This is a genomic window from Bradyrhizobium sp. 186 (assembly GCF_023101685.1).
GTDB lineage: Bacteria > Pseudomonadota > Alphaproteobacteria > Rhizobiales > Xanthobacteraceae > Bradyrhizobium.
Genome location: NZ_CP082164.1, coordinates 1,015,273 through 1,040,858, shown reverse-complemented (window position 1 = coordinate 1,040,858; position 25,586 = coordinate 1,015,273). Strand labels below are relative to the sequence as shown.

The following is a 25,586-nucleotide window of genomic DNA, read 5'->3' as shown; positions in this document are numbered from 1 at the left end:
GTTCGATGCTCCTTCCATTGCGAATGGTCCGAAGGCGGCTCAGCTGAACGATTTGCCGCAGGAGCAGCTCGATTTGGCATTTGGGTTATCGAAGCGGAACCCCGATCCTTCGAGCGACACCACGAAGTCGATCGTGGTGCCATTGAGATGCGCCCGGCTTGCGTTGTCGACGAATACTTTGATCCCGTCTTGCTCGAACACGGGCTCATCGGAGACCGGCTCATGAGCAAGACCCATTTTGTATGTGAACCCTTGGCAACCGCCGCCTTCGACCATGATCCGCAAACCGCTTGCCGGCTGGGCTGTCGAGGAGATTGCGGCCTTCAGTGCGTTGATGGCGCTATCCGTTAGGTTGATCATTTCTGGCTCGCTCTCAGTTCTGTCGCGAGGCACAGTTCGCAAATCCCATGCCAGTCGAGATGCAGCTGAAAACAATTGGTTTTGAAGGCGGCGACCATTCGATTTGCGACCTGTCGGCTTTGCGACAGGCGGTTTTCCGGCGTCCCGACCTCATCCGGCCGAAACCTCGTGATGGTGCCAGCACGTATCCCTGCACATTGCGCCAAGCCGCCGCTTACGCTGTGCGTCGCTGCACACATAGGCGCACGGCAAACAACTTGCATAAGGTTAGCGGACACGCCGCATTGGGCGATGCATGTGCACGACAGATTGATGAGGAGCCTTCCATGACGTCGATCGACAACACTGCTCTTGGCCAGTTGGACAAGGAGGGGCGGTTGCTGAATGCGGTGCTTAAGACCGAGACAACGAAGTCGGGGCGATTTGGATTTCGGGGCGACATCGCGCTGAAGTTCCAAGCCCAGCTCGCCGACGAAAAACGACCGCCGGACTATTCCATCGAACAAGTTCTTGCAATCGCGCAGGAAGGCGAACCGACCATCCCAGTCCTTGCCGGATATCTGCATTCCTTCGCGTATCTACCTCAGGCCGCAAAGGTTCTGGATGGCAGGCTGAGCCCCAAAGGGAGCTATTTCATCTTCTGCAACAACATTGATCCGCTCGCGAAGTACCGCACCAAGATAGGCGACATCACCTTCCGCATTCTGCCTTGCGACGAATCAACTGTGTGGAAGGAGATGATGGACCTCGCCGGCGTCGACAAGAATGACATCAAGAAGCTCGGTACGGCCGGTAGGCTCGACTACCTGCTCGACGCGGCCAAGGACATCGGTGGATCATACGCGGAAATCTCATACGAGGACGGCCTGGCCAAAATGGAGCCGGTGAAGAACAGAAGCGAAAACCGCCCCGTCTGAGGCATCGCCTCAGACCCTCTCTCTCGGCAGCCCGACGAGTATGCCGCAGAGAGAGACACTGCACCCGCTTCGCCTGGGACTGGCTCTGACAAACCCTGGTGATCGGCCTACCTTTCGGGAGATCACACGGCCACTCTGCTAGGCGTGTGTTGGCCAAGAGCACTGTCGTCAATTACACCGAGGGGCGGCTGGCCGCGACGGACCGGCTGACTGCGTCCATGGGGATCCGGACGTTCCAATGCTCATCGGTTCATGATCGCGGTCACACATTTCAGAGGGCTGATCGACGATGTATGGATCGGCTTTGGCGCTGTGCCCCAGGCCTTTGCCGGCCTGCGCGGCGCAGAGATGTCGCACGTCGATGCTCGCCAGCCGACAGGTTGTCGACGAGCTGCGCCCATGGATGATGGGAGACCGACCCGGGGATTGAGTAACGCGCAGGTTGCATCGTTCGAGAGAACCCAGCGTGCCAGTGTCAAGCGGTTTGCCTCGTACATGCAGTTCCGCAGAGCCTCAAAATGCGGCGGCGGGGTGCCGGTTGATCGAGCCAGGCCAAGCGATAGCTGAGCAGATTTGGCCGCACGTCCTCAATATCGTGAGAACGAAGCGAAGCTATGCAGAATGCCGCAACCGAAGCTGTCCTAGCTCATCAACTGCTTGCGCCGGCGGCCGACTGCAGTTCGCCTCAATGGATCGAGCGCGCTCGTCTTGCGAGATCCGACCGATCCAACCGAAGATCGGCCAGTTGGCCCATGCAAGCTCACGGCCGACTCGGCAACTGCCGGCTTCACGCCAGTAGAACAGGTCGGATCTGGGCGTTCCTTACCAGATTGTATCTGACAACTGACTTGTCGATCTCGTCGGAGAAGCTAAATCAACCAGGTGGTGTGTGGGTCTGACAGTTTGTTGGGCACACCCGGGCGCAGGCGCTGCAGCCGATGCAAGCGCCTTCGTCCTTCAGCACCATGACCTTCTTTTCGACCTCATCGTCGTCCTCGTCGAGATCGATGATCTCGCCACCCTCGCTTAGCCCCTTCAGCGTCATGACCTCACGGCCGCAGATCTTGTAGCAGCGGCCGCAGCCGATGCACTTCTTGGGATCGATAGAAACCAGGTAGTCCGGCCTCCAATTGCGACCGTCGCGGGTCCTGAATGACATGGCCAACCGTCCGTTATGCTTTGTCCAGCCCCTGAAGATATTGGCGCTTGCTTTCGAGTTCGCTGAAGGCAGCGTGGGCCTTCTGGGCCACGCTCAGGATCGACGACCAGTTGACCGGCAGCTCCTCGGAGAGGTCGTGGAGGTCCATCTTGGCCTGGGTCGCCTTGGCCGACAGCTTCTTTATTTCCGCTTTCAGGGTTTCAATATCGCTCACACTTGCCTCAATAACTCGCCGCTTCCGGGAACTTACGGATCATCTCAACGCCACTGTTGACGAATTTGTCGCCTTGATTGGCGAGTTCAGAGAGATGATCGAAACCAAAGCGATGCACGTCGCGCAGCTGCTTGCTCACGACAACGAGCCGGCCGCCGATCAGTACGATCCGACCGAACCCTTCGTGATGCATCTTCAGCATTGGCGAGATCATCACACCGGTCGCCTTCTCGATCGAGAGCGCAACGGCGTCGAAGAACAGCTCCAGCCGCCATGTCGTGTCCGGGTCGGGATTGCCGACGATCGGCAGCGCACGGCGCTTGTCCTTGTCGAGAACGTAGGGTTCGAGCAGCTCGAGATCCTTCTTGCCCTCCCAGGCGCCGTGGGTGTCCTGGGCGCGCCAGATCTTGATGAGCTCTTTCAGAAATGGCCCCTCCGCCGCGGCGGCGGCTGGACTGACTTCAGACGGATCTGCCATCTTTGTTCCTTCAGGCTTCGAAATGCACCGTACGTTCCGGGCTTTTGGTGAGCAGCTTCCGCAGCCAGGGCGGCGGCGACCCCTTCAGCACGGTTTCGAGTTTGACGCAAAGCTCGTCGATGGGCTCTGGCTGCAGCACCTTCATTGGATGGACGTTGCGCGCGACGACTCGCGCAGCGCCCGAGCCGCCAATCGCCGCAACATAGAGGATTGCGCAGTCCCTGATCGCCTCGATCTTCGGCGCGAGCTTATCCTCATTGCCGTCTTCGGTGAGGTCACCGTCGAACTGGATCGCCTCAATAAACCGATGCCCGTCCGGGCCGACCTCGTAGATCGCGATGTTCTTGGCCCAGCCGAAGTGGGCATCGACGTGCTTCAAGTCCTGAGTGGCGAATGCAACTTTCATCCGGGTTGTTTTCTCTCCCTGCTCAATGCACCTGGGGCGGATGGACCTGCGGGCCGCCGCAGGTTGATCGCCAGGTGTCGGGCGTCGGCCCATGGTTGGTTTCGCGGTCGGTGATGATCAGATTGGCGATGTCAAAGATCAGATCGCGCGTGCCGCGATAGCCAGCGGTCGTGAGGTGCGCAGCGCCAAGGCGATCGAACATCGGAAAGCCTACCCGGAAGAACGGAACATTAAGTCGCGTAGCGGCCTGGCGACCATGTGAATGCGACATCAAGAGGTCGCAATCACGCGACCTGGCAAGCTCTTCAAGATCCTCCAGATCGCCGATCAGGACGTCCTCGGTCCTGACCCGCTGGAGCACCGGTGAGTTCGTCGTCGTCACCGCAGCACTTACCTGTGCCCCCATCTCGTGGAGCAAGCTGGAGAGATCGAATAACAAGTCCGGCTCGGCGCCGATCGCGAGCTTGCGACCGCCGATATGGAAATGTGCATCCAGCATGGCGTCTGCCAGCTGTCCACGCTGCCGGCGATATTTCCAGGGCACCGACCGGCCGCTGATCTGGCTCAGGAAAGCGATGAATTCGTCGTTTGGGATAAGGCCACAGAGCCGGTCGAACAGACGGAACGGCGTGCCTGTCCGCACCTGCATGGCCTCGGCCGCACGGCGCATTTGCGCGCCGATCGCGACCGTCCAGGCCACCTGCCCCATGGTCGCAATCTCGTCCACTCCAATGCCCCCGATCGTGGTCGGCGTGAATTCGTCGGGAATGTGACCGTCCAGCGAGCCGGCAAGGTCCGGCAGGAAGGAGGGCTTGAGCCCAAAATCCTCAAAAATCGTGCGAAGCTCGTCGAGATCGCCGGGCGTGAGGTGGCAACCAGGTAGCACGTTAACGCGGGAGGTATCGCGCGGTCTCGCTGCGTCGACGGGAGCCACAAGCACCTCGATCATCCGCGCCACTGTCTTGCCCCAGCCATCCTGAAAGGCATCCTTGAAATCCGGGGTCGAGACGTAGACAAGGGGGAGCTTTTCGAGCTTCGGATGCTTCTGTCGGATCAACCGGATGAAGGCTTCGACGTCATCGCCGTTGGTCTCGGTGACGCCAGTCGAATTGATGCCAATGATCTCGGGCTCGACGCGATTGTAGAGGTTGAGGATCGCCTGTTCGAGATTCTCATGGCCACCGAGCACGGTGGCAACCTCGCTCATGGCGGTCGTCTGCATCGGCACGGCTTCGTTGAAATGGCGCACGAACAGCGTCAGCCCGAAGGACGTGCAACCTTGCGGGCCGTGCAAAAGCGGCATCGCGCCGCGCAGGCCCAGGAAGGCAAATGAGCCGCCGATCGGCTGGCTCATTTTGAGCGGATTGACCGAACAGGCTTTGTTCGAGGTAGTGACGATCGCCATGTCGTCCCCCTACTCCGCCGCCTGCAGCGCCGGGGGCTGCAGATCGGAACGAATGTCCTTACAAGCAACGCACCGTGCGGTGGAATTGGTGCACGGCCTGGCGGGCTTGGCGAGATTCGGGCCATGCGCCGCAATCGCGCTCTCGCCACCGCTGGCCTCACTTTCATTGCAGGAACTTATCGTATTGACGCCGTTCTTGCTCGCGTCCCGAACTGGATCAGCGGCTTGCGCATACATCTGCGCAACCGTCGTTGCCTGACGCTTCCGGTCGAACTCATCCCATGGCGCGGGTTGGCGGAGCTGATCCCATATCGGATTGTAGAGCGCTTTCTCGATCTCCTCCATGAGCTTGACAATCCCGATATAGCCCATGTAGGCGTGGCAGCGCTCCTGGTTGATATCGAGCCACGGCATCGCCGCCTTTAGTGCGACGAATTGCGACTTGCCGCCGGAGAGCATGATGTCGGCTTTTGCGTCCTTGAGCATCTTGTAGATCTCGCGAGGCGACATGTCCTCGATCATGTGGGCGTCCTGGCCCATTAATTCCTTGATACGTTCCTTGTCCTTCTTGGTCGATTTCTTCACGGACGTGCCGACGATCTCGAGCCCGGCCTCTTGCAAAGCGGCCACGATCGACCAGGATTTCACGCCACCGGTGATGAGAACAACCCTCTTGGCGGCAAAGCGTGGCTTGAAACGTTCAATCGCAGCCCAGGCTTTGGTCTCTTCGCGTGCGATCAGGGCTTGCGTGCGTTCCATCAGCTCAGCCGGCGCGCCGCGTTCGATCAGCATGCGCGCGATCTGGCGCAGTGAATCGCTGGAATCCTCAATACCGTAGAACGAGCCTTCAAAAAACGGGATGCCGTAGCGCTGCCTCATCTTGCGTGCGACGTTGATCATTGCCTTTGAGCAGACCATCATCGCGGCTTTGGCTCGGTGCGAATAAGTGACCTCGCGATACTTGCCGTCCCCCGAGATGCACGACAGGATCCGGATTCCGAGCTCATCGAGCAGCGGCTTGACCTGCCAGAGCTCGCCGGACAGGTTGTATTCGCCGATGATGTTGATGTCATACGCAGTGGTGTAATCGGGCTCTCCGGTACCGATGACGTGCTCCAGCAGTGCTTCGCCCGCGAGCTTGTTGCCAAGGTTCTTCGACCCCACAAATCCCGGTGCATTGATGGGAATGACCGGTTTGCCAAATTTGGCGGAGGCCGCCTTGCAGACCATATCGATGTCGTCACCGATCATTGCGGGCACGCATGTCTGGTAGACGAAGATGGCCTGCGGGTCGTATTTCTCTGTGATCTCCTTGACTGCCCTGTACAACCGCTTCTCGCCGCCGAACACGATGTCGGTCTCGCTCATGTCTGTGGTGAAGCTTCTGCGCCACAGATCGGAGCCGGAGGAGGCGGAACCGCGATTGTCCCAGGAATTGCCCTCACAGGCGATTGGACCATGCACAAGATGGGCGACATCGGTGAAGGGCTGCAGTGCGACTTTGGCGCCATCGAAGGCACACCCACCGGCGACGCCGCCCGGCTTCAGCTGCTTGGTGCATCCATTCTTGCGCTCGACGTTCGACTTGCTCGCGTTCCTGGCGCAGCCCGGTTCGTTAAAGACGTCCTGTATGGTCGTGGGAAGCGAAGTCATGGCGTCTCTTTCGGGGATGTCAAGACACCGCACAGACCAAGAGGATGGGCCGGCGGATAACCTGTGATCCCCGCCACAGCGCCGCTGTTCCTGCGGACGATGAGGCGGGGCGCTCGCCTTAGCGTATGATGTCGAAGCTGTAGTCTGTCTTGCCAACCGAGCTGGTTTTTCTATCGATCTCATCAAAGATCTTGTCGAGAATCTTGACCAGCACATTCATGCTACCCTGATAGCCCCACACTGGATAACGATGGTGATGATGGCGATCGAAGATGGGAAACCCGATGCGGATTAGCGGCGTTCCAGTGTCACGCTCGAGATACTTGCCGTAGGTGTTACCGATCAGGAAATCGACCGGTTCAGTGAACAGGAGCGAACGCATGTGCCAGAGGTCCTTGCCGGGGTAGGCGCGGCAGTTTTTACCAAACGGCGAGCTCGCGAACAGCGCCTGCATCTTCTGCTCCCAGGTCTTACTCCCGTTGGTCGAGAGCACGTGGGTCGGCTCAGCGCCGAGCTCCAGCAAGAATGCGGCCAGGCCATAGCAGAGGTCGGGATCGCCGTAGATCGCGAACTTCTTGCCGTGAACATGCGCGCTAGAGTCAGCCATTGCGTCTACCAGACGCCCGCGCTCCCGCTCCAGCGCATTTGGAATTGCCTTGTTGGTGATACGCGACAGCGTCATCAGGAAATCGTCCGTGGCGCTGACGCCCAGCGGGTGATTGAAGGCGACGACCTCCTGGTCGTGCCCCTTGATGAAGGGCAACGTCTTCTCAGTACAATATTGCTGCATGGAAATGGTTGCCTTCGCATGGACTGCGTTCGCGGCATCCTCTAGTGTGGTGCCGCCATCATACATGCGGAACTCGCCGTCGGTGGGAGTATCGAACACATCACTGTTATCCGCGAGGATCGTGTAGCCGACCCCCATCAAGTCGAAGATGCGCTTTATCTCACGGATGTTTCCGACAGTGTAGCCGTCGAAGCCACCGATGAAGTTGATCGAGTTGTTCGCTTTGCGCTGGAGTTTTGGCGCCGTGCCGGCTTTGCCATCCCAGAAATGCTCGAGGATGCCCTTGAGCGTGTTGTCGTAGCCCGTAACGTGGCTACCGACGAATGCAGGGGTGTGAGCGAATGGTACGTCGTAGTCCGCGGGGACTGAACCTTTTTCCTTTGATGTTTTGATGAAGGCGTTGAGGTCGTCGCCAATGACTTCCGCCATGCAGGTCGTGGCGACCGCGATCATCTTCGGCTTGTACATGTTGTAGCTGTTGGCAAGCCCGTCGGTCAGGTTGTTGAGCCCCCCGAACACAGCCGCGTCTTCCGTCATGGACGAGGAGACGCACGAGGTCGGCTCCTTGAAGTGCCGTGACAAATGGCTGCGGTAATACGCGACGCAACCCTGGGAGCCGTGGACGAACGGCAGTGTGCGCTCGAACCCGACCGCGGCGAACACCGCACCTAGCGGCTGGCAAGCCTTCGCCGGATTAACGGTTAGCGCCTCGCGGGCGAAGTTCTTCTCGCGGTATTCGGGCGTCTTGGACCATTCTCTGATACGGTCGACTTCGGCCGGATCGTGCGGATTCTCAAATAGCGCCTTCTTATTGGCCAGCATCTGCTGGTAGTCGTCTCCCCGGAAAAGCTCAGAGTGGTCGAGTATGTGTTCGGCGTTCTGTGTCATCATGGCACTCTTCAGATTCTTGTGTTCGTTCTCCTGCCCCTTCCCCTCCTCTGTGGAAGAAAGGGCGGCTTTCCTATTCCGCCGCCATGAGGCTCGGCCGCGGAGTGTCCTTCCAAGGTGCGGTGGTCTTCCCCCAGATCGGGGAGTTGATCGCCATGTCCATGTCTCGGGCGAAGATCGCGAAGCCGTCATAGCCGTGGTAAGGACCCGAGTAGTCCCAGGAATGCATTTGGCGGAACGGCACGCCCATTTTCTGGAAGACGTATTTTTCCTTGATACCGGAGCCGACGAGGTCTGGCCGGATCTTTTCTACGAAGCGCTCGAATTCGTAGCCGGTGACATCGTCGTAGATCAGCGTGCCGTCCTTGACGTAGTGCTGGGCGGTGCGCTGATAGTCGTCGTTGTGACCGAACTCATAGCCTGTGCCGACAACATCCATGCCGAGGTCCTCATAGGCGCCGATGACGTGGCGAGGACGTAGGCCGCCGACGAACAGCATTACGGTCTTGCCATCGAGCCGCGGCCGGTATTTCGCGGTCACCGCATCGACAAGCGGCTGATATTTCGCAATGACGCGCTCGGCGCCTTCCTTGATCTTATCATCGAAGAAGCTTGCAATTTTGCGCAGCGACTCCGCGATTTTGGAAGGCCCGAAGAAGTTGTACTCGCACCAGGGAATCCCGAATTTTTCCTCCATGTGCCGTGAGATGTAGTTCATCGAGCGATAGCAATGCAATATGTTGAGCTTCGCCTTCGGCGTCGCCTCCAATTCAGCGAGAGATCCATCCCCGGACCACTGGGCGATGACGCGCAGGCCCATTTCTTCGAGCAGGATCCGTGACGACCAGGCGTCGCCGCCGATGTTGTAGTCGCCGATGATGGCAACATCATATGGCGTCGGCTCAAATTTAGAGCTGACCTCTGGGGCACTCTTGTCGAAGATCCAGTCTCGAACCGCGTCGTTCGCGATGTGATGGCCGAGCGATTGTGACACGCCACGAAAACCCTCGCACCGCACAGGCACGATGGTTTTGCCGCCGTATTCCTTTGACTTTTCTCTGGAGACCGCCTCGATATCGTCGCCGATCAAACCGATCGGACATTCGGACTGAATGGTGATGCCCCTGTTGAGAGGAAATAGCTCCTGGAGCTCGTCGATGAGTTTGGTGACCTTTTTATCGCCGCCGAAGACGATATCCTTTTCCTGGAAATCGGAAGTGAACTGCAGTGTCACGAACGTGTCGATGCCGGTCGTGCCGACGTAGTAGTTGCGCCGCGATCCCCATGAGTACTGACCACAGCCGACCGGACCGTGGCTAATGTGGATCATGTCCTTTATCGGCCCCCAGACCACGCCCTTGGAGCCCGCGTAGGCGCAGCCACGGATGGTCATCACGCCCGGAATGGACTTGATATTCGACTTGACGCCACAATCCGACTTCCCCGCCTCGTGAACACTCAGATGCTTGGCGCGCCTTTTGGCGGTCTTCTCTGGGTAGACCTTCAACACCTCATCGATTAGCTGCTTGTTGCGCGCCTTGATCTCTGCGACGCTTTCGGTAGTTGCTCGGCTCATACAAAATTCCTTTCCATTGTCGTCTCAAATCAAGAAGCGGCGCTTTTCCGGTGGACCGACGGATTTCCGATCCGGCGTTCAGGTGTAAAATGTGCAACCTCCCTGACCGGTCCTACCGGTCGCAACTTCGCGGGCTTCTGGATCATGCCGCAGCGGTCGATCAGGATGTTGTAGCTCATCTCGGCTGAGCGTTTGCGAGCGCCCTGTGTGACGTTGATTTGTCGACGGGATCGCTGACCAAGACGCGTCTCGGTGATATCATGCCCGCCCTCCAGCGATTGGTCATATCCGCTTCTTTACTCGCTCGCGTGCCATCGGTGGGCCTGTCTCTCTGCATGTCGATGAAGGGCTAACAGCCGCCTCTTGCGCAGGAGTCTGCAACGAGTGTGCCAGCGCTGGTTGAATACAAAAACCCACGTCTGTAGAGCTAGATAGCTGGCAGGATGCGGATTGTTATAAACCTGACCCTGTCTGGCACCGACAGGCGTACCCGCTAACGCCCTGTCTGAAACAAAACAATCACTTGCGCTCTCCGCCAGCGACATGGCTAGAGTCTTCCCGCGCGCCGACGTCACTCCGGTGCGCAGCTTTGCTTGGCGCACCAATCCAGCGATCGGAAACACCATCGGTTCGAGATGGATTTCAGCGCACGTACATGCGCCCAAGGTGTTTGCGATCGATCCTGAGCAAGCGGTGATTGAGCGCTGCACCACCTCTTCCGGATGACTAAGAGAACTCGGTTGTCAGCAGAACGCTTTGTTTCACTTTGCGCGCGATCTTTCGCTTCGCTCGTCATTCCTTGATCTCGTGGAGACGCGCTCTAACGTGGCGACACCCGCCCCCCTGGAGAGCATGTGGGGCTGATCGATTCCCAACCCGCAATAGCCTAAAAGGTGCAAGCTCGTGGCCCTTCGTCGTTCGAGGTAAAGGGGTTGGCGTTCTACAATGGCCCCGTCCTTCTCATTCGGCAGTCTGGCTGCAGCTCGCTTCAGCATCTCGGTTAGACACGCCACGACTCAATTCCGCGCTTCGATCGGGCGCGCGTCGACTTTTTTCTATCGCCGCTTGCGGGAGCGTGACACGGTGAGCCGAAGCCGGCACGCGGCACCGAGTGCTCCATCAGCCGCGCTTCCACCTCCGGAGGGGAAGGTTGCGCAGCGACAGCGAGGCCGGTCTGCTCATGAGCGCGAGGCCCTCCTCCCATTAAAGATGGACACCGCTAGAGCGGCTCGACCAGCGCGGACTGCCCTCAATTTCGCGTTGAGCGTTCATCGTCCGTCGATGAAGCTTCGCATATTTCTCCGTTCGGCAAATAATGCTCGTTGAATAGCTCACTCTAGTCTACTTCCCGGCGCAAAATTGATGCTTTCCAACCTTTTGGCCAACGGCATGGGCCCAAGCAAACCCCGCCGTGGTGGACGGCGGAGGTCTGAAGCGAGCAATGATGTGTGCGAGGTCTACGGAGCGGCTCGGCTGCTCATCGTCCGGCCGATATTGACGAGGTTGTCAGAGATCACGCCGAGCGCGACCCAGCGCTGCATTCCGGCGTCATCCTTCTATCGGCATCGATTGAGACCGTTTCGCCGCTTAACCACGCTGATGCGTCCTTCACATCGCACGCCATTTCTGGCCATCGCGGAACCAGCGCTTCTTCTGTTCGCGCTTGCGCTCAGGGCTTTTGCTCGATCGATTGGGAATGCATACCCGTTTGACCCCCATTGCTCTCGCAGCGGCCTCGTCCCTGGCAGAGTGGAACCCGGCGTCAGTCGCCACCAGCCGCGGCATGCGCCTCAGCTGGACCTGGTGGGTTGCGATCGTGCCGAGCCGACCACGACTGCGGCTCTTCGGGCACCGCTTCGCCAGTGCTTCGTGCACCGCCGCCACGATCTGCTCGTCCGCCAGCACCTGATCGGCGTGCTGCATCCACTCTTCGCGAAGATCACTCACTTCCTCGGCGATCAGCCCATTGCCAAAGCTGAGTTGCGCCCGCCGCATCTCAATCATCTCGCCGCCCCGCGCGCCTTCGATGCGGCTCTGGACGTAGCAGCTCATGATTGAGTTCGCAGATGCCCTCGACCGCCTGCTTCAGCTTCTGATAATTGTCGAGCCAGCGACGAACCTCGGCGCCCCGTTCGCGACGTACGCTGAACTGCTGCGTGCGGCCGCCGGCGTATGTCACGGCGAGCACGAACACCTGATGCCCTTCGCCGCGCGCGCATTTAGGACAGCCCTTGCTATGTCGGACGGTGCGCTCCAGCAACGAACCGCGCAGCAACTCGCCGGTGGCAGGCAGCTTGCCGACGAGTTTGTCGCGCGCTCTAACGGTTCGCTCACGAATGATTCATAAGAATGAATCAATGGCAGCCTAACAAGTCAAGCGCCGATTCGTTCGACCTTGCAGTTTTCCGCCGATCGGCCGACTCTGAACTCAGACTGCGTCCACCTAATTTGCGCCGGGAAGTAGTCTAGCGCCTTCAAGTGCCTTCGGAGTTTGGGCTCAACCTTTGTTGCGGTGTGCTCGTCTTTGAGGACGGCACACAAGCCGGAGCGGTATTCATCGCGTGGAGGTAAGAGTCGACAGTGGCTCGTCCGCCCGAGCGCTTGCGGAAATCAGCGTGAGACACGAGTCACTTCCAAAAAAGAGATTCTGGCCAATCTGTGAACTCCAATTCGAAGCTACGTAGGCCAGTGAGTTTGGTGGTGAATTTAAGGGTCTTCCCTGAAAGGGCTGCCAATGAGCCAGATGCGAACTTGAATACTGTCGTGCCGGAAGTTGCGACCGCAATGCCTTGCTCGCCTTCCATGCTAGAGAAGCCGGTCGCCTCGGAGAGTTGCCCAATGGCAAGTCCCTCCAGCGCGCGGCGAAATTCCAGGGACGCTAAGTATGTTCCTTTATCAGCAGCCCATTCGCTCACCGACACTGCTGTAATCCCCGCGTCACTCAAGAGACCATCGGCGATCCGGCAGCCATATTGAACCGTGAGAATGATCCGCTCATTCCGAACTCCGACCGGCTCTCTATCGGCGGCAGTGATTGTGCACGCGTACCGCATTGTGTCCGCAGCCGCGCCCGTGCTTAGCCCGAGCAACTCGAGAGCGGAACATAACACAAAAGCGAGAACGGGTCTTCTCATTCGGCTACACCTAGTCTGGAGTATCGTTCGCCTGCTCTGTACAATCTGACGCTACGGCCGATTCAAGCTTCTTCGATCGCTCTGTCGGATGAAAGCTACTCATGGTGACCGCGGTGTCGCAGAAACGAGGCAATCGGTATCCCCCAGCGGTGGCCCTGGATGGGCGGCCCGAACGGTTTCATTATCGGCGCTCACGGTGCGCAGCGGGCCAGTACATCGGTGAAGCAAGGCAGAGGACCGACGCATTTCAGCTCGGCGGCGGCCATCATGGGCGCGACGGCCCGCGGCGACGGAGCGCTACGTTCCTGACGCAGGCGCATGCGTTCTATGAGCGGACGCCATTTTCCGCGCCAATGACCCGCGGCAAAGGTCCCGAATTTTGCTTCACAGTGTCAATGTAAAAGGAAACGTGGTCGCTAGGAGCCGTTCAAAGGCAGATTTCCGCTCAAACAGGCGCTCTTCGAGAATCTTACGCTCGAGATCACTTAGCTCGCTTTGAAGCCTTCTGCGACAGCGCCAAATGTCATTCCGCACGTATCTGATCTCATTCAAGCGATCGTCAATCGAAGCCATCACAGACACCATATCTAACTTGAACCACCCATGGACAACTGGTCCGCCGGTGAGATCTCACGACCTGGCCATCTGCGGACATGATGTAACGATCTCCTCCCAGCATGTCGTCTTGTATCGGAGTCTTTCAACGCAAGAGCATGAAGTGACAGTTACTTCTGCAGAAGTTCAGCGATTTTTGCCTTCAGCGCGCAGGATTTCAAAAGCTGCCACTAGCCCGTGAGTGGGTCGAAATGATTATCTTACTCCAACCAACACGCGGCCCGATCAGGTGTCAGACCGCCCACTTAAGCTGGTTTCGAATGGGAGTATCTGAGTAATCGGACGGTCGTACCGTCAAACTCTGGGTAACAGATTTGAGATCGGCAATTGCCGTGCCAGCGAACCCAGGTGGGATTCAAGACAAACCATTGTTCAGGCTTGGGGGCTCGTCTGTTACAATCGAGCGGGATTTCGGCGGCGGCGCGCGAAGAGCCGGCCCGGATATGAGGTCGGAGAGCCTTCAGTCGGCAGGGCGAGGCGAAATCGTGAGCGATGCGCACCGCCGACGCCTCGGCTCAGTGTCTCGCCATATGCCTGCGTAGATCTTATTACCGCCGTCCCACGCGCGGTCGGCAAGCTGTCAACTGGATCTCATCACAAAAGTTTCTGTGCGATGATGTCTAGCCGGGACTGGCGCTTGTCGCATCTGTGACACTGCATGTATTCATCAAACCAAGACATCCGACGTTGTTCGGTAGCCGGGACTCGTTCCGTAACTAAATCAGCAGCTTGCATGTCAGATGCAACTGGCATGGGGGTTGCTATTGTCCAGCCGCACCGTGAGCGCTGAGCGCGACCAGCGGTGTAAGACGGATACGATCAACTTCGCTGGAGCCGTATTGGCCACCCAATCGCTTAATGGAGAACCGATGCGGCCACCGGACAGATTATCCTTTTTCGGCACGCTTGTTGTTGTCAGATCGGCCAACATGCCGAAGGTTGAGGCGCTAGTCTGATCTACCAACAGGAAGGTCGTGATCTAAGCTCAAAGCGAACTCGCGAATCAAATAACGGCTTAAAGCATCGTGGGCGAACGCCGGCAGCGAGCACCTCGAAATCGAACATTTGATGCAGCCTCGCTTCAGAGGATCCGGTGCTGCGCCGGGCCCGTTGAGGGAACGGGGTGTGGCATCGCTTTCGACTGTTTCCTTGATTAACAATCAGAACTGATGAGGCGGGTGTATGAACAAATCGATCCGGGAGCTTCGGCTTGTGGCTGAAGCATCTGTTTTGGCGATTGGGCTGCTGATGTCGTCAGGAGCTAGCGCGGACGATGATCTGATGAGAACCGCCAGGCAGATCTTCCGTCCGATCCCCTCAGTCATTCCTGCGGTAAAGGACAATCCAGTCACGCACGAAAAGGTCGAGCTTGGCAAGATTCTGTTCTTCGATCCGCGGCTATCGGCAAGCGAGATCATTAGCTGCAATACGTGCCACAATCTCGGCAGCGGCGGAGTCGATGCCGGTCCGACCTCAGTCGGTCACGGCTGGAAGGTCGGCCTACGTCGGGCCCCAACCGTCTACAACGCGGTGTTCAATGCGGCGCAATTCTGGGACGGACGCGCCGCGGACCTCAAGGCGCAAGCAACTGGCCCTGTGCAGGCGAGTGCCGAAATGAATGCGACTCCGGATCATGTGCTCGACACCTTGAACTCAATGGCCAGCTATGTCGCCTTGTTCAAAAACGCTTTCCCGAACGAAGCGAGACCGGTCAGCTTCGAAAACTTTGCGAAGGCAATCGAGGCTTTTGAAGCGACTCTCATTACACCTGCGGCCCCCTTCGATCAGTATTTGGAGGGCAATACACATGCTCTCGATGATCAGCAGAAGTCAGGGTTGGCGCTGTTTATGGAGAAGGGATGCTCCTCTTGCCACAATGGAATCAATGTCGGTGGACAGGCCTACTTCCAGTTCGGCGTGATGAAGAAGCCGGACGCAACCCTGCTTCCGGAAGCCGATAAGGGCCGATTCGCGGTCACCAAGGCGGTCGGCGACGAATATGTCTTCCGCGCGGCGCCGTTGCGGAACGTCGCGTTGCGAGCCCCTTACTTCCATTCGGGGCAGGTTTGGAGCCTGAAGCAAGCTGTTGCCCTGATGAGCGAAATCCAGCTCGGCGCCAAGCTTAGCGATGGGGAAGAAAACGACATTGTCGCGTTTCTGAATTCGCTAACCGGGCGGCTACCTAAGATCGAGTATCCGATACTACCCACCCGTACGAACACGACGCCAAAGCCTTCAATAGACCGATAGGATTAACAGCACCAGCGTCATGCCTTGCCGAATAGTAACAAATGCGACGCAAGAACCCGGCATCCCGCAATGACGTGAAAATGAATGATCCCGTGCTGTCACTCATTACTAGGCAATCGGGTAGGAGGAAGCCTCACGGCTTCCCCCTCCCACACCACCGTACGTACGGGTCCGTATACGGCGGTTCGGCAGGCACGTTGAGGTGGCGGTGCAATTCGATGAGGGACAGTAGCCCGAGTTGCACGAAGAAGGCGGCGCGATAGGCATCGTTCATGTGGCTGGCCCCGGCATTCCACCAGGGACCGCCGCCGTTGTAGGCCGACCGCCATGCCCGCTCCGGATCGAGCCCGCGTTGCATCTAGCGTTTGCGGCGTGTCCGCGGTCGCTTCCACTGGCGCCAGAGGATATTGCGCAGTTTGCGCCGCATCCAGCCGTCAAGCTCCTCGAACACCCCTTTGGCCTCCGCCAGCCGGAAGTATTGCAGCCAGCCGCGCAGGATGGGGGTTTGGGGGTCACCGCCAGGGTTGGTCTTGGCGCAGCCTCGTCCTCAGCTTGCTCCGCAACCGCTTCACGCTATTGACCGCCACCCGCAGGCGCGGTTGTTTGTGCGCGGTCATGGTGTAGCCGAGGAAGGTCCGCACCCAGGAACGGTCAACAGCGCTCTTCGCGGCGTTGACCTTGAGCCGTAGCCGCTCCGTCAGGAATTGCGTGACCGACGCCATCACCCGCTCGCCAGCCCGCCGCGTCCGAACATAGATGTTGCAGTCGTCGGCGTAGCGGCAGAAGGCATGGCCCCGTCGCTCGAGTTCCTCGTCCAGATCGTCGAGCAGGATGTTCGATAGAGGTGAGAGGACCGCGTTGCGGCGTGCCTTCGCTCCGCGCCGTCGTAATCCCGCCCGTCATCAATCCAGCTTGCAGGTAGCGGCGGATCAAATCGCAACACCCGTTTGTCCGCAGCCCGGCGCGCCGCCCGTGCCATCAGCACGTCTTGGTTCACCCGATCGAAGAACCTTCTCCAGATCGAGGTCGACGACAAAGCGTCGGCGCTCAGCCACATGCGCCCGCGCGGCAAGCACCGCATCGTGCGCGCTGCGCCCTGGACGGAAGCCGTACGAGGCCTTGGAGAAGCCTGGATCGAACAGCGGCATTAACACCTGATGCATCGCCTGCTGGATCAGCCGATCCACCACCGTCGGGATGCCCAGTTGGCGCATCCCTCCACCGGGCTTCGGGATTTCCACCCCGCGCACCGGCTGCGGCCGATAACGGCCTTCCAGCAGTTCTTCTCTGATGCGCGACCAGTGCTCCTTCAGATGCGGTTGCAACTGCTCCACGGTCATCCGATCAATGCCCGCGGCGCCCTTGTTCGCCAACACCCGATGGTAGGCCGCTATCATGTTCGCTCGGCTGACGATCTCCTCCGTCAGCCGCGTCTCCACCTCCGGAGGGGAAGGTTGCGGTCTTGCTGTGGCGATTGATGCAACCCATTCCCTGCTCTGGCGGCTTCCGGCCGCTACCCTCGGGATGAGCACGACGCATCTCAGCGTCATCGTCTGCATCTGCTATCACCATCGACAGACCGGCCTCCTCCGGTACTCGACGTTCGGCCCTTCGCCAGCTTGGTGCTGCCGGCTACTACGGCCTCTGCTGACTTCTGCCGCCCCTTCCCGACGCCTTGCAACGCCGGTAGCACACCCGTTGCCGGGGGCAGGGCGGCAGACCTCCCAGGGTTAGTCGCGTGACCTTCGTGCCATCTACCTGTCGCATCTACGGCCGCACCCTCCGGGTGATATCGGGCTTCGGGAATTTTGGCTCCCTCGCCCGGATGCGGACGCCTCCTATGCGCTGGCTGTTCGTCAGGCCGGCACTTTGCTTACAGCTTCCTTCAGACCCCGCCTCGCGACGACGCCCTTGCTGTTCAGCTAACGGTTCCCATCACCAGGGTCCGTAGAGGACTCTCACCTCCAAGTCATCGACCGGACACCACTCCGGTCAAATCGCGCCAGTCACCGCGCTCCGCGCCATGCCTGGCGCACCAAAAAAAAGCCCGGCCTCTTCCGGAGGCCGGGCGAAAGTCACGCAGGAACGACGCTGCTTTACGCATCGCACCAGCTTTCGTCGGTAGGGAGGACTTACCGGCGATCGATTTTCGGCGAGGGCATTCGCCGTCAAACAACGAGAAGCGGATATCACTCCGCGCGAAATCTGGAGCCGCTTACCTTCCGCTCCTGTCGGAAACTTCACGATTTGCCCACCACTCGCCCGCTGTCCGACTGGCAAGGCAGTGCCTTGATCGAGCTGGGATCCCGCGCAAGCGGTTTGGCTGCCGTGCCCTGAAACACAAGCGGCAGTTTGCCGTCGCGTAGCAGCATTTGGCACCCCCAAACAACAACGCTCGATTATCTTCCCGAAGATCGTGCCAAGGCGCCAATTTCGTATGACGTTCCGTAAGGGCGGTAAAATAGATTGTTGTGATGGGACGCATCCACGCGGTGGATAAATGAAAAAGTAGGGCTGTGCTTCGCGTCGAGCGTTAATGACTTCGCAATATGTGACCTGATCGGGCGTCGCCGGCATGCTGTCGGCCGTCGGGTCGAGAATCGAGCTTGTCGCCGGCTGCATGCGACCGCCTCCGCCGACGCCGGCCGGCATTCCCAGGCGCTGGGAACTTTGGGAGCTCGCAAGGACATCGTAAGCCCCCAAAGCGCGTGCATCTTATTCACAAACGCATTGGCGAAACGCTCCGCACCATCATGGCTCAGCCCGCAACTCGCGTGCGGCGGCCACCATATTGACGAGCGCGGGACGCACCTCCTCCCACCTTCGAGTTTTTAGTCCGCAGTCGGGATTGATCCAGAGCTGCCGATCGGAAACTCGCTGCCGCGCCAGCACAATCAGCTGCTTGATTTCCGCCGCTGCGGGAATGCGCGGTGAATGAATGTCATAGACGCCAGGCCCGATCTCATTAGGATATTTGTAGCTCTTGAAGGCCTCGAGCAATTCCATCTTAGAACGCGACGTCTCAATTGATATGACGTCGGCATCCATTGCTGCGATCGCATCGATGATTTCGTTGAACTCGGAATAACACATGTGAGTATGGATCTGAGTTCCGTCGGCGACAGCGGAGGAGCAAACGCGGAAGCTGTCCACTGCCCAATCGAGATAGTTCTTCCACTGCGATTTGCGTAGCGGCAATCCCTCCCGCAACGCAGCCTCGTCGATTTGGATCATGGTCGCTCCAGCCGCCTCAAGGTCGATGACCTCATCTCGGATCGCGAGAGCGATCTGTCGGCATGTCTCGCTCCGCGAGATGTCGTCACGGACAAACGACCAGTTCAGGATCGTCACCGGTCCGGTCAGCATAGCCTTGACGGGTTTTTTGGTCAGAGACTGCGCATAGCGCCACCATTCAACGGTCATGGGCTTCGGCCGGGAGACATCTCCGAACAGGATAGGCGGACGAACGTACCGCGAGCCATAAGACTGAACCCAGCCGTGCTTGGTGAAAGCGAAGCCCAACAGCTGCTCGGCAAAGTATTGAACCATGTCGTTGCGCTCGAACTCACCGTGTACGAGCACGTCCAGGCCGATATCTTCCTGCCACTGCACGGTACGGGCTGTCTCCGCTTTCAGAAGCTGCTCGTACTGCGTGTCATTCAGCGCTCCCCGCGCATGAGCCGCACGCGCATTCCGGACGTCGGCCGTTTGCGGGAAGGATCCGATGGTTGTCGTTGGAAACATCGGCAATGCGAACGCGACGCGCTGGACGTCGGCACGCTGGGTGAACGCGCTGCGACGGCGACGCATGCTATCGTCAATCGCGGCCATTCGTCCGGCGACATTCGCATTGTGGATCTCGGGCGATGTTTCGCGGATCACGGCTGCGTCCTCCGAAACCGCAAGTTCATCGGCCACCTCGGCAGCATGGCCGGCCAGCGCTTTGCCCAATATCGAAAGTTCCTTGATCTTCTGAACTGAGAACGCCAGCCACGTCTTCAGATTGGGATCGAGATCGGTCTCTAGCTCAATGTCGATCGGAACATGAAGCAGCGAGCAGGAAGGAGCAATCTGAACACGGTCCCTGCCCAGCTTTTTGACCATAGGGGCAAGTTGGTCGAGCAGCGCCGCAAGATTGGAGCGCCACACGTTGCGACCATCAACGACGCCTAGCGAGACCACGAGATCTCTGCGGGCTGTGGCGACAATTGCGTCCAACTGGTCGGGTGCCCGAACCAGATCGACATGAAGCCCGGCAACGGGCAAGGCCAAGGCTGTTTCAAGATTGTCGCCGATAGCGCCGAAATAAGTGGCCAGCATGATTTTAAGGGCCGGCACAACCTTTGCGAAATGAGCATAGGCCCGGCGGACAGCCGCCCGCGATGCTTCGTCGACGTCCATCACTAGGCATGGCTCGTCGAGCTGAACCCATTCAGCACCGCGCGAGGCTAGTTCGCGGAGAACATCGACATAGACTGGGAGGAGCCTATCAAGCAGCGACAGCGGATTGAATGCGGGATTTGCGCTTTTGCCGAGCTTCAGGAAAGTGACTGGGCCAACTAGGACGGGGCGCGTTTGGTAGCCGAGGCTTTTTGCCTCCTCATATTCCTCGATCGGCTTTCGAGAGGAATACTTAAAGATCTGATCCTGGTGAAATTCCGGCACCATGTAGTGGTAGTTGGTATCGAACCACTTCGTCATTTCCTGTGCGGCTACGCCAGGCCCATGCTGAGCGTGATCACCGTCCTGAGCGCCACGCGCCATGGTGAAGTAGGTCTTGAGCGACACAGGACCTTCGGTCCAGCTGTAGACGTCGGGAATGGCTCCCACCATTACGCTGGTATCGAGCACATGGTCGTAGAGCGAGAAGTCATTCGAAGGAATGACGGTCGCACCGCAGGATTTCTGCCGTGCCCAATTAGCGGCACGAAGTCCACTCCCCGCCTCGAGGAGCTCGGCTTCGCTGGAGTTTCCCGCCCAGTAGCTCTCGAGCGCGAATTTGAGTTCGCGTCGTGGGCCGATGCGTGACGTCCCCAGTGTGGCAACGGGAAGCGAAAGAATAGACATAGCTCAGACCCCATAATTGGGGCAAAGGCCATGGCGGACGCATGCAGCGAATATCGCGTGAGCGACAGCTGCTTGGCGCACACCGGGACACCCCGCCCGTGGACGATATATTGTCGAGGCAGGTCTCCTGGCTCGCGGGTCGTCGCTGCTGTCCGGCCTTCCCGAAGCCGCATGGCTTCAGTGACTTCGTTGGACAGCGGCTCGCCGCTTACAGTTGCGGGGGCAGCGCCGGCATTGCACCGGCTTCCCTCTTAGCTCCGGATCAAACGAAATCCGGAGACCACGACGGCTGGCATTATGCGCACGAGGATCGATCCGTCAACCTACTGAGTGTCGCTGCGATATTGCCCAAGCGATTGCGAACTGTACTAGGTAGGCTACAACGGTCTTACTCCGGGCCTCGTGAAAACGCGTGGATCTGTGGAGGCTCCGCTTGTGAATGCGTCCGCTCAACACCCTGTTCTCGTAATCGGATGGGCTAACGCGAGCAGAACGAACGCGCTGGGCGCTTTCGACATCTGCATGATCGCGACAAAGCCTGATCTTTTCCGTCAGCAGCTTCTCGAACTCGCCTGTGAGGAAGTTGCGATCATCCTCGCCGGCATCCGTTTGATCACAGCGCGATGAGGCTGCTTAGGAATTGCCAAGGCCGGATTGCTCCAGGATCGAACGGATGATCAGGTCGGACTGCCTGTGTTCGGCCTGCCCCACGACGAGCCGCGAGCTCGATCGCCTCCGTGGCGTTGGTCAAGATGATCTCCTCGGTGCGCCAGGCACTCACGTGCTGAGCGACTTTGGCGCGCGCCTCGTTGTCTCCGTCGCCGCTTGGCGAATAGTGCAGCCTGGACGTTGGCCTGCGCGACATCGCAGGAACAGTTCCGGACCTCAGGATGCACGCTGACTTGCGAAACTGGAGTAAGCGGCGAGAGCGCGCACGGCGGGATCGTGCTATGACTCTACGCTCCATGCACTCGTGCACGGTGACCACGGGCAAGCGGATGCCGAGCTTCTCGTACGTCTTCAGGATCTCCGGACCGATCTCGTCGCGCGAGGAGACCGTCTCTTCGGCTTCGGCCGTGACGTAGCTTTTAGATATCCTGCAAGTCGATCTTGTGATATTCGACGCCCGTCCACTTCGCCTTGGCTCGTCAGCCAGCGACGATAAGCCTCGACGCGGCGACTGGAGCATCGAGGCGGCCTTGTCCTTATTCGAGACAAATTTGACGGTGTCCTCTGACAGAGCCCTTCGAGGGCTTCTCGGAGTCGATCAGCGCCTTAAGGTCATAACGATGTTGATCGACCTCGATGCGCCCCATGCGGTCGGCGGCCTCCTCAAGCTCGACATCTACTACTTCGTTCGCGAAATCGAGCGGTGAAGCCGTCTGGACGCGGGCTGCTTATGCTGTCTTAGACGGGACACAGGTGTCAGGCACCGGACAGACGACCGCGCATTGCGGCGTGTCGGAATGGCCCTCGCACTCCGTACACTTTTTGGCATCGATAACGTAAATGTCACGCTTGAGGCTGATCGCCGCGTTGGGACACTCGAACTCACATGCCCCACAAACGGTGCATTGCGAAGCGACGATCTTGTAAGCCATGCCTTCCGACTCCTTAGGCGAGCGATGCCATTGGCGATCCCTTTCAAATGCCGTGCCAAACACAGACGCGCTCAATGATGGGCAATTTGCCCAATTGTGCTGTCCCGGGTCTGAGACCATGTTGCATCTGCGACAGCAACGGGCCACTTCAATTTCAAGCTATGCGAGCCCTCGGGCCCTACTCCGAGAGCCAGTCGCGACTCGACCGCTGCGAGCTTCCGTTGGTTTGTCTGGCATGGCAGCGCGGGGCCAAGCGACGCTCGACGATTCCGAAACCGGCGGCGCGACTAAAAGCCGCGAGCCGACGCACGTCTACGCCGGATCTCGGCAAACCTCCGGTCACACGCCCTGACTGGAGGTTTTGTGCAAGCCTCGCTCACGGCTGCAACGTTAACTCCGCGGATTGACTCGCTGGAGGCTTGCCAAAACGGGTTTGTGCTACAATAACCTTCGGCGTCGCTTCGGAGGGAAATGAATCCGCCGGGAGGAGCGATACTGGCTTTGCAAAGTGACCGATTTAATTGCAGTCAGCCGCATGCCTGGTGCCGAGTAGGTATGGCGGCGCGGGCGAGCGCTGGTACGCTTTGCCTGGCTGTGCTCAGCCACTCCTCATGCAACTATTTTGGACGAAGTGGAACAGGGCTGAAAGATGACTGTGCAAATTGCTTCAGCGGCATGGCCTTTCCGAACAGATGGCCCTGCGCAAGGTCGAAGCCGAGTTCGGTCACAGCGATCAGGTCGGCGTGGCTCTCCACACCTGCGGCGACGGTGCGCACACTGTACTCTTTGGCTAGATCGACGATATGGCGGCACACCGTTCGCTTCAGGGGCCCATTTCCGCAACCGGCGACGTACTGCCGGTCCACTTTTAATTTCATGAACGGGAATCTTTCGACCCCCATCAGCTGCGGCCAATTGGCGCCGACATTGTCGATTGCAAGGCCAATGTTGTGAAAGCGAACCTCACGCGCGACCTCGATCAGGAGATCTAGGTTCTGGATCGCTTCCTCGCTCTCGATTTCAATCGTCAAGCCGCCGAAAGCGGGGTGCGACGGCATGCGCTGACAGAGATCGCGTACCGCCTGCGGGTCAATCAGGAATGCTGCCGGGAGATTGATGGAGAGATCGATCGAAGTTTGCTGCTCCAGAAGATACTGCCAATCCTTGATCGCGCGGTCGATCACGAACTGCGACAACTCCCTAAAATGCGGATCGTGAGCCTCCGGGATGAAATAGGCTGGTGGAACAACGCCCCAGGTCGGGTGCCGCATTCGCACAAGCGCCTCGGCGCCGCGGCGGCTGAGGGTACACGCGTCAAAGTTCGGCTCATACCAGAGCTCAAGCCAGCCAGCGTGTAAGGCTTCTCCGACATGGACTGCGGGACGGGGCGCCGGCTCTCTGGGCAAGAGCATGGCGACCCGATCGCGCAGCGTCTCGGCTGCAAACGGCGTCCTCAGCGGCGGCAGCATATCAAGTCCATATTCGCCCCCGACCTGCTGCACTGCCGTCATGACGATCGACTCGCGGGCGCCGAACGCCAGCACTCTGCCTGCAAATTCTTCGCGTACGAGTATCTCGAGCAATCGTCCAGGCTCGATGCGATCCGAGCCAATGCCGAGCAGGATCAGATCAGGGAAGTCCGTGCAGAGTACGTGCGGCAGCTCGTCAGCAGTCCCGCATTCGCTGATAACAAACCCCATATCCTCCAGCACATCCCGTAGAAAGGCGCGCAGATGCCGCTTGCCGACGGCCACGCACGCTCGCGGCCGCACCTTACGCTGGCCGAAGATTACAGGTTTCCCTCCGACCAGTTCGGCCTGCCCATGCTCCATCGCAACCACTCCCGTTCCGTGACGGTCCCTTAAACGAGGAGCGAAGGTCCAAACAAGCAGTGCTTGCCATTATCTTTCGATTCTTCGAGGTAAGCTTAAGATAGTGCATTAGCGTGCAAAATCTTTCGCGATGTTGTTCAGACGATTTTGTCGGGCGCACGCGTATGATACCTGTCCCGCTTCGCGCAGCTTTGTACGAGTGAAGCACGCGAGTTTGGGAATCTCACCTTCAGACGCGCCGAGCTGATGCGCCCTATGGCACGGCGATTATCATGCTGCAAGATCTACTGAATCGAGTCGCTCGTGAGTGACGATCGGCAATCACTCTTACGAAATGTTTGATCGGCATGGCCGGCCTGCCCACGCGCGAATGTGCCGTCTCGTGGATTTCCTTTCCAATCGAAGGAAGTCCATCATGAGTTCCCAGCAAGTCAAGCCGCAGTCGATTCTGAGAACGGCAACAGCTTGCACTTACCTCACCTCTGTTGCTTATAGCGAGTGCGGACGTCCTATTCCCTACCGAGCTTGATAGTTGCTCTCAGTTGCGTTTTCTGTATCCTTTCTGAACATGGATTTCCTCAAGAGGGACTGGAGGGACTAACGTGACGGGTGTTCGTGTTGGCGCTGAAGCGCAAGGCCTGGCCCACGGGGGCACGGCTTTGCGCAAAGGCGTGCCAGGAGATGAGAACGCGATCGCAGAAGCCGTCGGAAAGCTACTTTCTGAATTAGGTGGCCCCGGACCAGAGTTCAGCCTTGAAGGCGCGAAGCAGGCTGCTTTGCGCCTGATTCAGGATCCCGAAGAGGGCTTCATTTTTGTCATCGAGGAACAAGTCACCGGGCAGATTGTAGGGGTCGCTGCCATCTCGGCCGTACAGGCCGTGAGAGCGGCCGGAGCGTACGGTGTGCTTCAGGAGCTATGGATTTCTCGCGACTTCCGAAGCTCTGACCACGGTCGGCATCTGCTCGAGGCGGTACATTCGGAGGCGAAGCGCCGAGGCTGGCAGATGATTGAGGTTGCGTTGCCCCCGGATGGCTATCCGGCCTTAGAACGGGTACGCCGTTTCTACGAGGAGAGGGGATATCGGGTTGGAGGATTGCGCGCGCGCAAGAGGCTATGACAGTACTGCGACCTCTGCTCCACACAGTTAAAAGCGCTCCTGGGCCTATCAGTAAAGACTTTCAAAGCAGCAAATCCTGCTGCTTGTTGGTTCTCAAAACGAACGCTCCAACGCGTGCGTCGC

Annotated in this window: 22 protein-coding genes, 1 pseudogene and 1 riboswitch; of the genes and pseudogenes, 6 read left to right on the top strand and 17 right to left on the bottom strand. The window is 58.8% G+C overall.

The annotated features are described in order from the left end of the window. Positions 1-39: 39 nt before the first annotated feature. On the bottom strand, positions 40-360 hold the full coding sequence (locus IVB18_RS04685; RefSeq protein WP_247324229.1) for an iron-sulfur cluster assembly accessory protein: 321 nt from the start codon (positions 358-360) through the stop codon (positions 40-42). Positions 361-686: 326 nt separating this feature from the next. On the opposite strand from IVB18_RS04685, the gene IVB18_RS04680 reads away from it, so the two are divergent. Further along, positions 687-1,277, top strand: coding sequence for a hypothetical protein (locus tag IVB18_RS04680; RefSeq protein ID WP_247991552.1), 591 nt, complete (start codon positions 687-689; stop codon positions 1,275-1,277). An 874-nt stretch (positions 1,278-2,151) separates the two neighbouring features. Here the strand turns inward: IVB18_RS04680 and fdxB are convergent. The 9 genes and pseudogenes from fdxB to IVB18_RS04635 form a co-directional block, all read right to left on the bottom strand. After that, positions 2,152-2,436 carry a ferredoxin III, nif-specific gene (gene fdxB, locus IVB18_RS04675; RefSeq protein WP_247324227.1) on the bottom strand — a complete coding sequence of 95 codons (285 nt, stop codon included), beginning with the start codon at positions 2,434-2,436 and terminating at the stop codon, positions 2,152-2,154. A gap of 13 nt (positions 2,437-2,449) precedes the next feature. Further along, positions 2,450-2,650 (bottom strand): CCE_0567 family metalloprotein, encoded by a 201-nt coding sequence (locus IVB18_RS04670; RefSeq protein ID WP_247324226.1) that lies wholly within the window; start codon positions 2,648-2,650, stop codon positions 2,450-2,452. 7 nt (positions 2,651-2,657) lie between these two features. Then, positions 2,658-3,128, bottom strand: a complete 471-nt coding sequence (locus IVB18_RS04665; RefSeq protein WP_247988132.1) for a NifX-associated nitrogen fixation protein — start codon at positions 3,126-3,128, stop codon at positions 2,658-2,660. A gap of 10 nt (positions 3,129-3,138) precedes the next feature. Further along, a complete protein-coding gene (gene nifX, locus IVB18_RS04660; protein ID WP_247324224.1) occupies positions 3,139-3,534 on the bottom strand; it encodes a nitrogen fixation protein NifX in 396 nt (131 codons plus the stop codon). Between the two features lie 22 nt (positions 3,535-3,556). Further along, complete coding sequence (nifN, locus tag IVB18_RS04655) at positions 3,557-4,939, bottom strand: nitrogenase iron-molybdenum cofactor biosynthesis protein NifN (protein WP_247988131.1); 1,383 nt, start codon at positions 4,937-4,939, stop codon at positions 3,557-3,559. 9 nt (positions 4,940-4,948) lie between these two features. Further along, positions 4,949-6,592, bottom strand: coding sequence for a nitrogenase iron-molybdenum cofactor biosynthesis protein NifE (gene nifE, locus IVB18_RS04650; protein WP_247991551.1), 1,644 nt, complete (start codon positions 6,590-6,592; stop codon positions 4,949-4,951). Positions 6,593-6,710: 118 nt separating this feature from the next. Next, entirely contained in the window at positions 6,711-8,270 is a 1,560-nt protein-coding gene (gene nifK, locus IVB18_RS04645; RefSeq protein ID WP_247988130.1) for a nitrogenase molybdenum-iron protein subunit beta, read from the bottom strand. A 73-nt stretch (positions 8,271-8,343) separates the two neighbouring features. Beyond that, complete coding sequence (gene nifD / locus IVB18_RS04640) at positions 8,344-9,846, bottom strand: nitrogenase molybdenum-iron protein alpha chain (protein WP_247324222.1); 1,503 nt, start codon at positions 9,844-9,846, stop codon at positions 8,344-8,346. A gap of 1,457 nt (positions 9,847-11,303) precedes the next feature. Further along, positions 11,304-11,652: pseudogene (locus tag IVB18_RS04635) on the bottom strand (ISNCY family transposase); the annotation flags it as partial. A gap of 244 nt (positions 11,653-11,896) precedes the next feature. On the opposite strand from IVB18_RS04635, the gene IVB18_RS04630 reads away from it, so the two are divergent. Next, entirely contained in the window at positions 11,897-12,193 is a 297-nt protein-coding gene (locus IVB18_RS04630; protein ID WP_247988129.1) for a hypothetical protein, read from the top strand. Positions 12,194-12,473: 280 nt separating this feature from the next. Here IVB18_RS04630 and IVB18_RS04625 read toward each other — a convergent pair whose 3' ends face one another. Then, entirely contained in the window at positions 12,474-12,980 is a 507-nt protein-coding gene (locus IVB18_RS04625) for a hypothetical protein (RefSeq protein WP_247324219.1), read from the bottom strand. Between the two features lie 1,797 nt (positions 12,981-14,777). On the opposite strand from IVB18_RS04625, the gene IVB18_RS04620 reads away from it, so the two are divergent. Then, positions 14,778-15,845, top strand: a complete 1,068-nt coding sequence (locus IVB18_RS04620) for a cytochrome-c peroxidase (RefSeq protein WP_249812871.1) — start codon at positions 14,778-14,780, stop codon at positions 15,843-15,845. A 358-nt stretch (positions 15,846-16,203) separates the two neighbouring features. On the opposite strand, the gene IVB18_RS04615 is transcribed toward IVB18_RS04620, so the two are convergent. From IVB18_RS04615 to metE, 4 genes are all read right to left on the bottom strand, one after another. Further along, positions 16,204-16,296 (bottom strand): group II intron maturase-specific domain-containing protein, encoded by a 93-nt coding sequence (locus IVB18_RS04615; RefSeq protein WP_247324218.1) that lies wholly within the window; start codon positions 16,294-16,296, stop codon positions 16,204-16,206. A gap of 61 nt (positions 16,297-16,357) precedes the next feature. Beyond that, complete coding sequence (locus IVB18_RS04610; RefSeq protein WP_247324348.1) at positions 16,358-16,663, bottom strand: reverse transcriptase domain-containing protein; 306 nt, start codon at positions 16,661-16,663, stop codon at positions 16,358-16,360. Positions 16,664-16,774: 111 nt separating this feature from the next. Continuing rightward, positions 16,775-17,404, bottom strand: a complete 630-nt coding sequence (locus tag IVB18_RS04605) for a reverse transcriptase domain-containing protein (protein WP_247988128.1) — start codon at positions 17,402-17,404, stop codon at positions 16,775-16,777. A 1,192-nt stretch (positions 17,405-18,596) separates the two neighbouring features. Continuing rightward, positions 18,597-20,912: a 5-methyltetrahydropteroyltriglutamate--homocysteine S-methyltransferase gene (gene metE / locus IVB18_RS04600; protein ID WP_247988127.1), complete on the bottom strand. Its 2,316-nt coding sequence runs from the start codon at positions 20,910-20,912 to the stop codon at positions 18,597-18,599. Positions 20,913-21,011: 99 nt separating this feature from the next. Beyond that, positions 21,012-21,212: riboswitch (cobalamin riboswitch) on the bottom strand. A 650-nt stretch (positions 21,213-21,862) separates the two neighbouring features. Here metE and IVB18_RS51550 point away from each other — a divergent pair. Further along, positions 21,863-21,997 (top strand): hypothetical protein, encoded by a 135-nt coding sequence (locus IVB18_RS51550; RefSeq protein ID WP_256468918.1) that lies wholly within the window; start codon positions 21,863-21,865, stop codon positions 21,995-21,997. A gap of 27 nt (positions 21,998-22,024) precedes the next feature. Further along, a complete protein-coding gene (locus IVB18_RS04595; protein ID WP_247324214.1) occupies positions 22,025-22,288 on the top strand; it encodes a hypothetical protein in 264 nt (87 codons plus the stop codon). A gap of 21 nt (positions 22,289-22,309) precedes the next feature. On the opposite strand, the gene IVB18_RS04590 is transcribed toward IVB18_RS04595, so the two are convergent. Next, the gene (locus IVB18_RS04590) at positions 22,310-22,513 is read right to left on the bottom strand and encodes a 4Fe-4S binding protein (protein ID WP_148740553.1); all 204 of its coding nucleotides are present in this window, start codon (positions 22,511-22,513) and stop codon (positions 22,310-22,312) included. 617 nt (positions 22,514-23,130) lie between these two features. Beyond that, the gene (locus IVB18_RS04585; protein ID WP_247324213.1) at positions 23,131-24,345 is read right to left on the bottom strand and encodes an EAL domain-containing response regulator; all 1,215 of its coding nucleotides are present in this window, start codon (positions 24,343-24,345) and stop codon (positions 23,131-23,133) included. Positions 24,346-24,947: 602 nt separating this feature from the next. Between IVB18_RS04585 and IVB18_RS04580 the strand changes: the two genes are divergently transcribed. Beyond that, positions 24,948-25,463, top strand: a complete 516-nt coding sequence (locus IVB18_RS04580) for a GNAT family N-acetyltransferase (protein ID WP_247324212.1) — start codon at positions 24,948-24,950, stop codon at positions 25,461-25,463. Positions 25,464-25,586 lie beyond the last annotated feature (123 nt).

Excerpts from the sequence above, each read along its gene's own strand:
- IVB18_RS04685 (WP_247324229.1), bottom strand. The coding sequence starts at position 360 with ATGATCAACCTAACGGATAGCGCCATCAACGCACTGAAGGCCGCAATC.
- IVB18_RS04680 (WP_247991552.1), top strand. The coding sequence starts at position 687 with ATGACGTCGATCGACAACACTGCTCTTGGCCAGTTGGACAAGGAGGGG.
- fdxB (WP_247324227.1), bottom strand. The coding sequence starts at position 2,436 with ATGTCATTCAGGACCCGCGACGGTCGCAATTGGAGGCCGGACTACCTG.
- IVB18_RS04665 (WP_247988132.1), bottom strand. The coding sequence starts at position 3,128 with ATGGCAGATCCGTCTGAAGTCAGTCCAGCCGCCGCCGCGGCGGAGGGG.
- nifX (WP_247324224.1), bottom strand. The coding sequence starts at position 3,534 with ATGAAAGTTGCATTCGCCACTCAGGACTTGAAGCACGTCGATGCCCAC.
- nifN (WP_247988131.1), bottom strand. The coding sequence starts at position 4,939 with ATGGCGATCGTCACTACCTCGAACAAAGCCTGTTCGGTCAATCCGCTC.
- nifE (WP_247991551.1), bottom strand. The coding sequence starts at position 6,592 with ATGACTTCGCTTCCCACGACCATACAGGACGTCTTTAACGAACCGGGC.
- nifK (WP_247988130.1), bottom strand. The coding sequence starts at position 8,270 with ATGACACAGAACGCCGAACACATACTCGACCACTCTGAGCTTTTCCGG.
- nifD (WP_247324222.1), bottom strand. The coding sequence starts at position 9,846 with ATGAGCCGAGCAACTACCGAAAGCGTCGCAGAGATCAAGGCGCGCAAC.
- IVB18_RS04630 (WP_247988129.1), top strand. The coding sequence starts at position 11,897 with ATGATTGAGTTCGCAGATGCCCTCGACCGCCTGCTTCAGCTTCTGATA.
- IVB18_RS04625 (WP_247324219.1), bottom strand. The coding sequence starts at position 12,980 with ATGAGAAGACCCGTTCTCGCTTTTGTGTTATGTTCCGCTCTCGAGTTG.
- IVB18_RS04620 (WP_249812871.1), top strand. The coding sequence starts at position 14,778 with ATGAACAAATCGATCCGGGAGCTTCGGCTTGTGGCTGAAGCATCTGTT.
- IVB18_RS04605 (WP_247988128.1), bottom strand. The coding sequence starts at position 17,404 with ATGCAGACGATGACGCTGAGATGCGTCGTGCTCATCCCGAGGGTAGCG.
- metE (WP_247988127.1), bottom strand. The coding sequence starts at position 20,912 with ATGTCTATTCTTTCGCTTCCCGTTGCCACACTGGGGACGTCACGCATC.
- IVB18_RS51550 (WP_256468918.1), top strand. The coding sequence starts at position 21,863 with ATGACTCTACGCTCCATGCACTCGTGCACGGTGACCACGGGCAAGCGG.
- IVB18_RS04590 (WP_148740553.1), bottom strand. The coding sequence starts at position 22,513 with ATGGCTTACAAGATCGTCGCTTCGCAATGCACCGTTTGTGGGGCATGT.
- IVB18_RS04585 (WP_247324213.1), bottom strand. The coding sequence starts at position 24,345 with ATGGAGCATGGGCAGGCCGAACTGGTCGGAGGGAAACCTGTAATCTTC.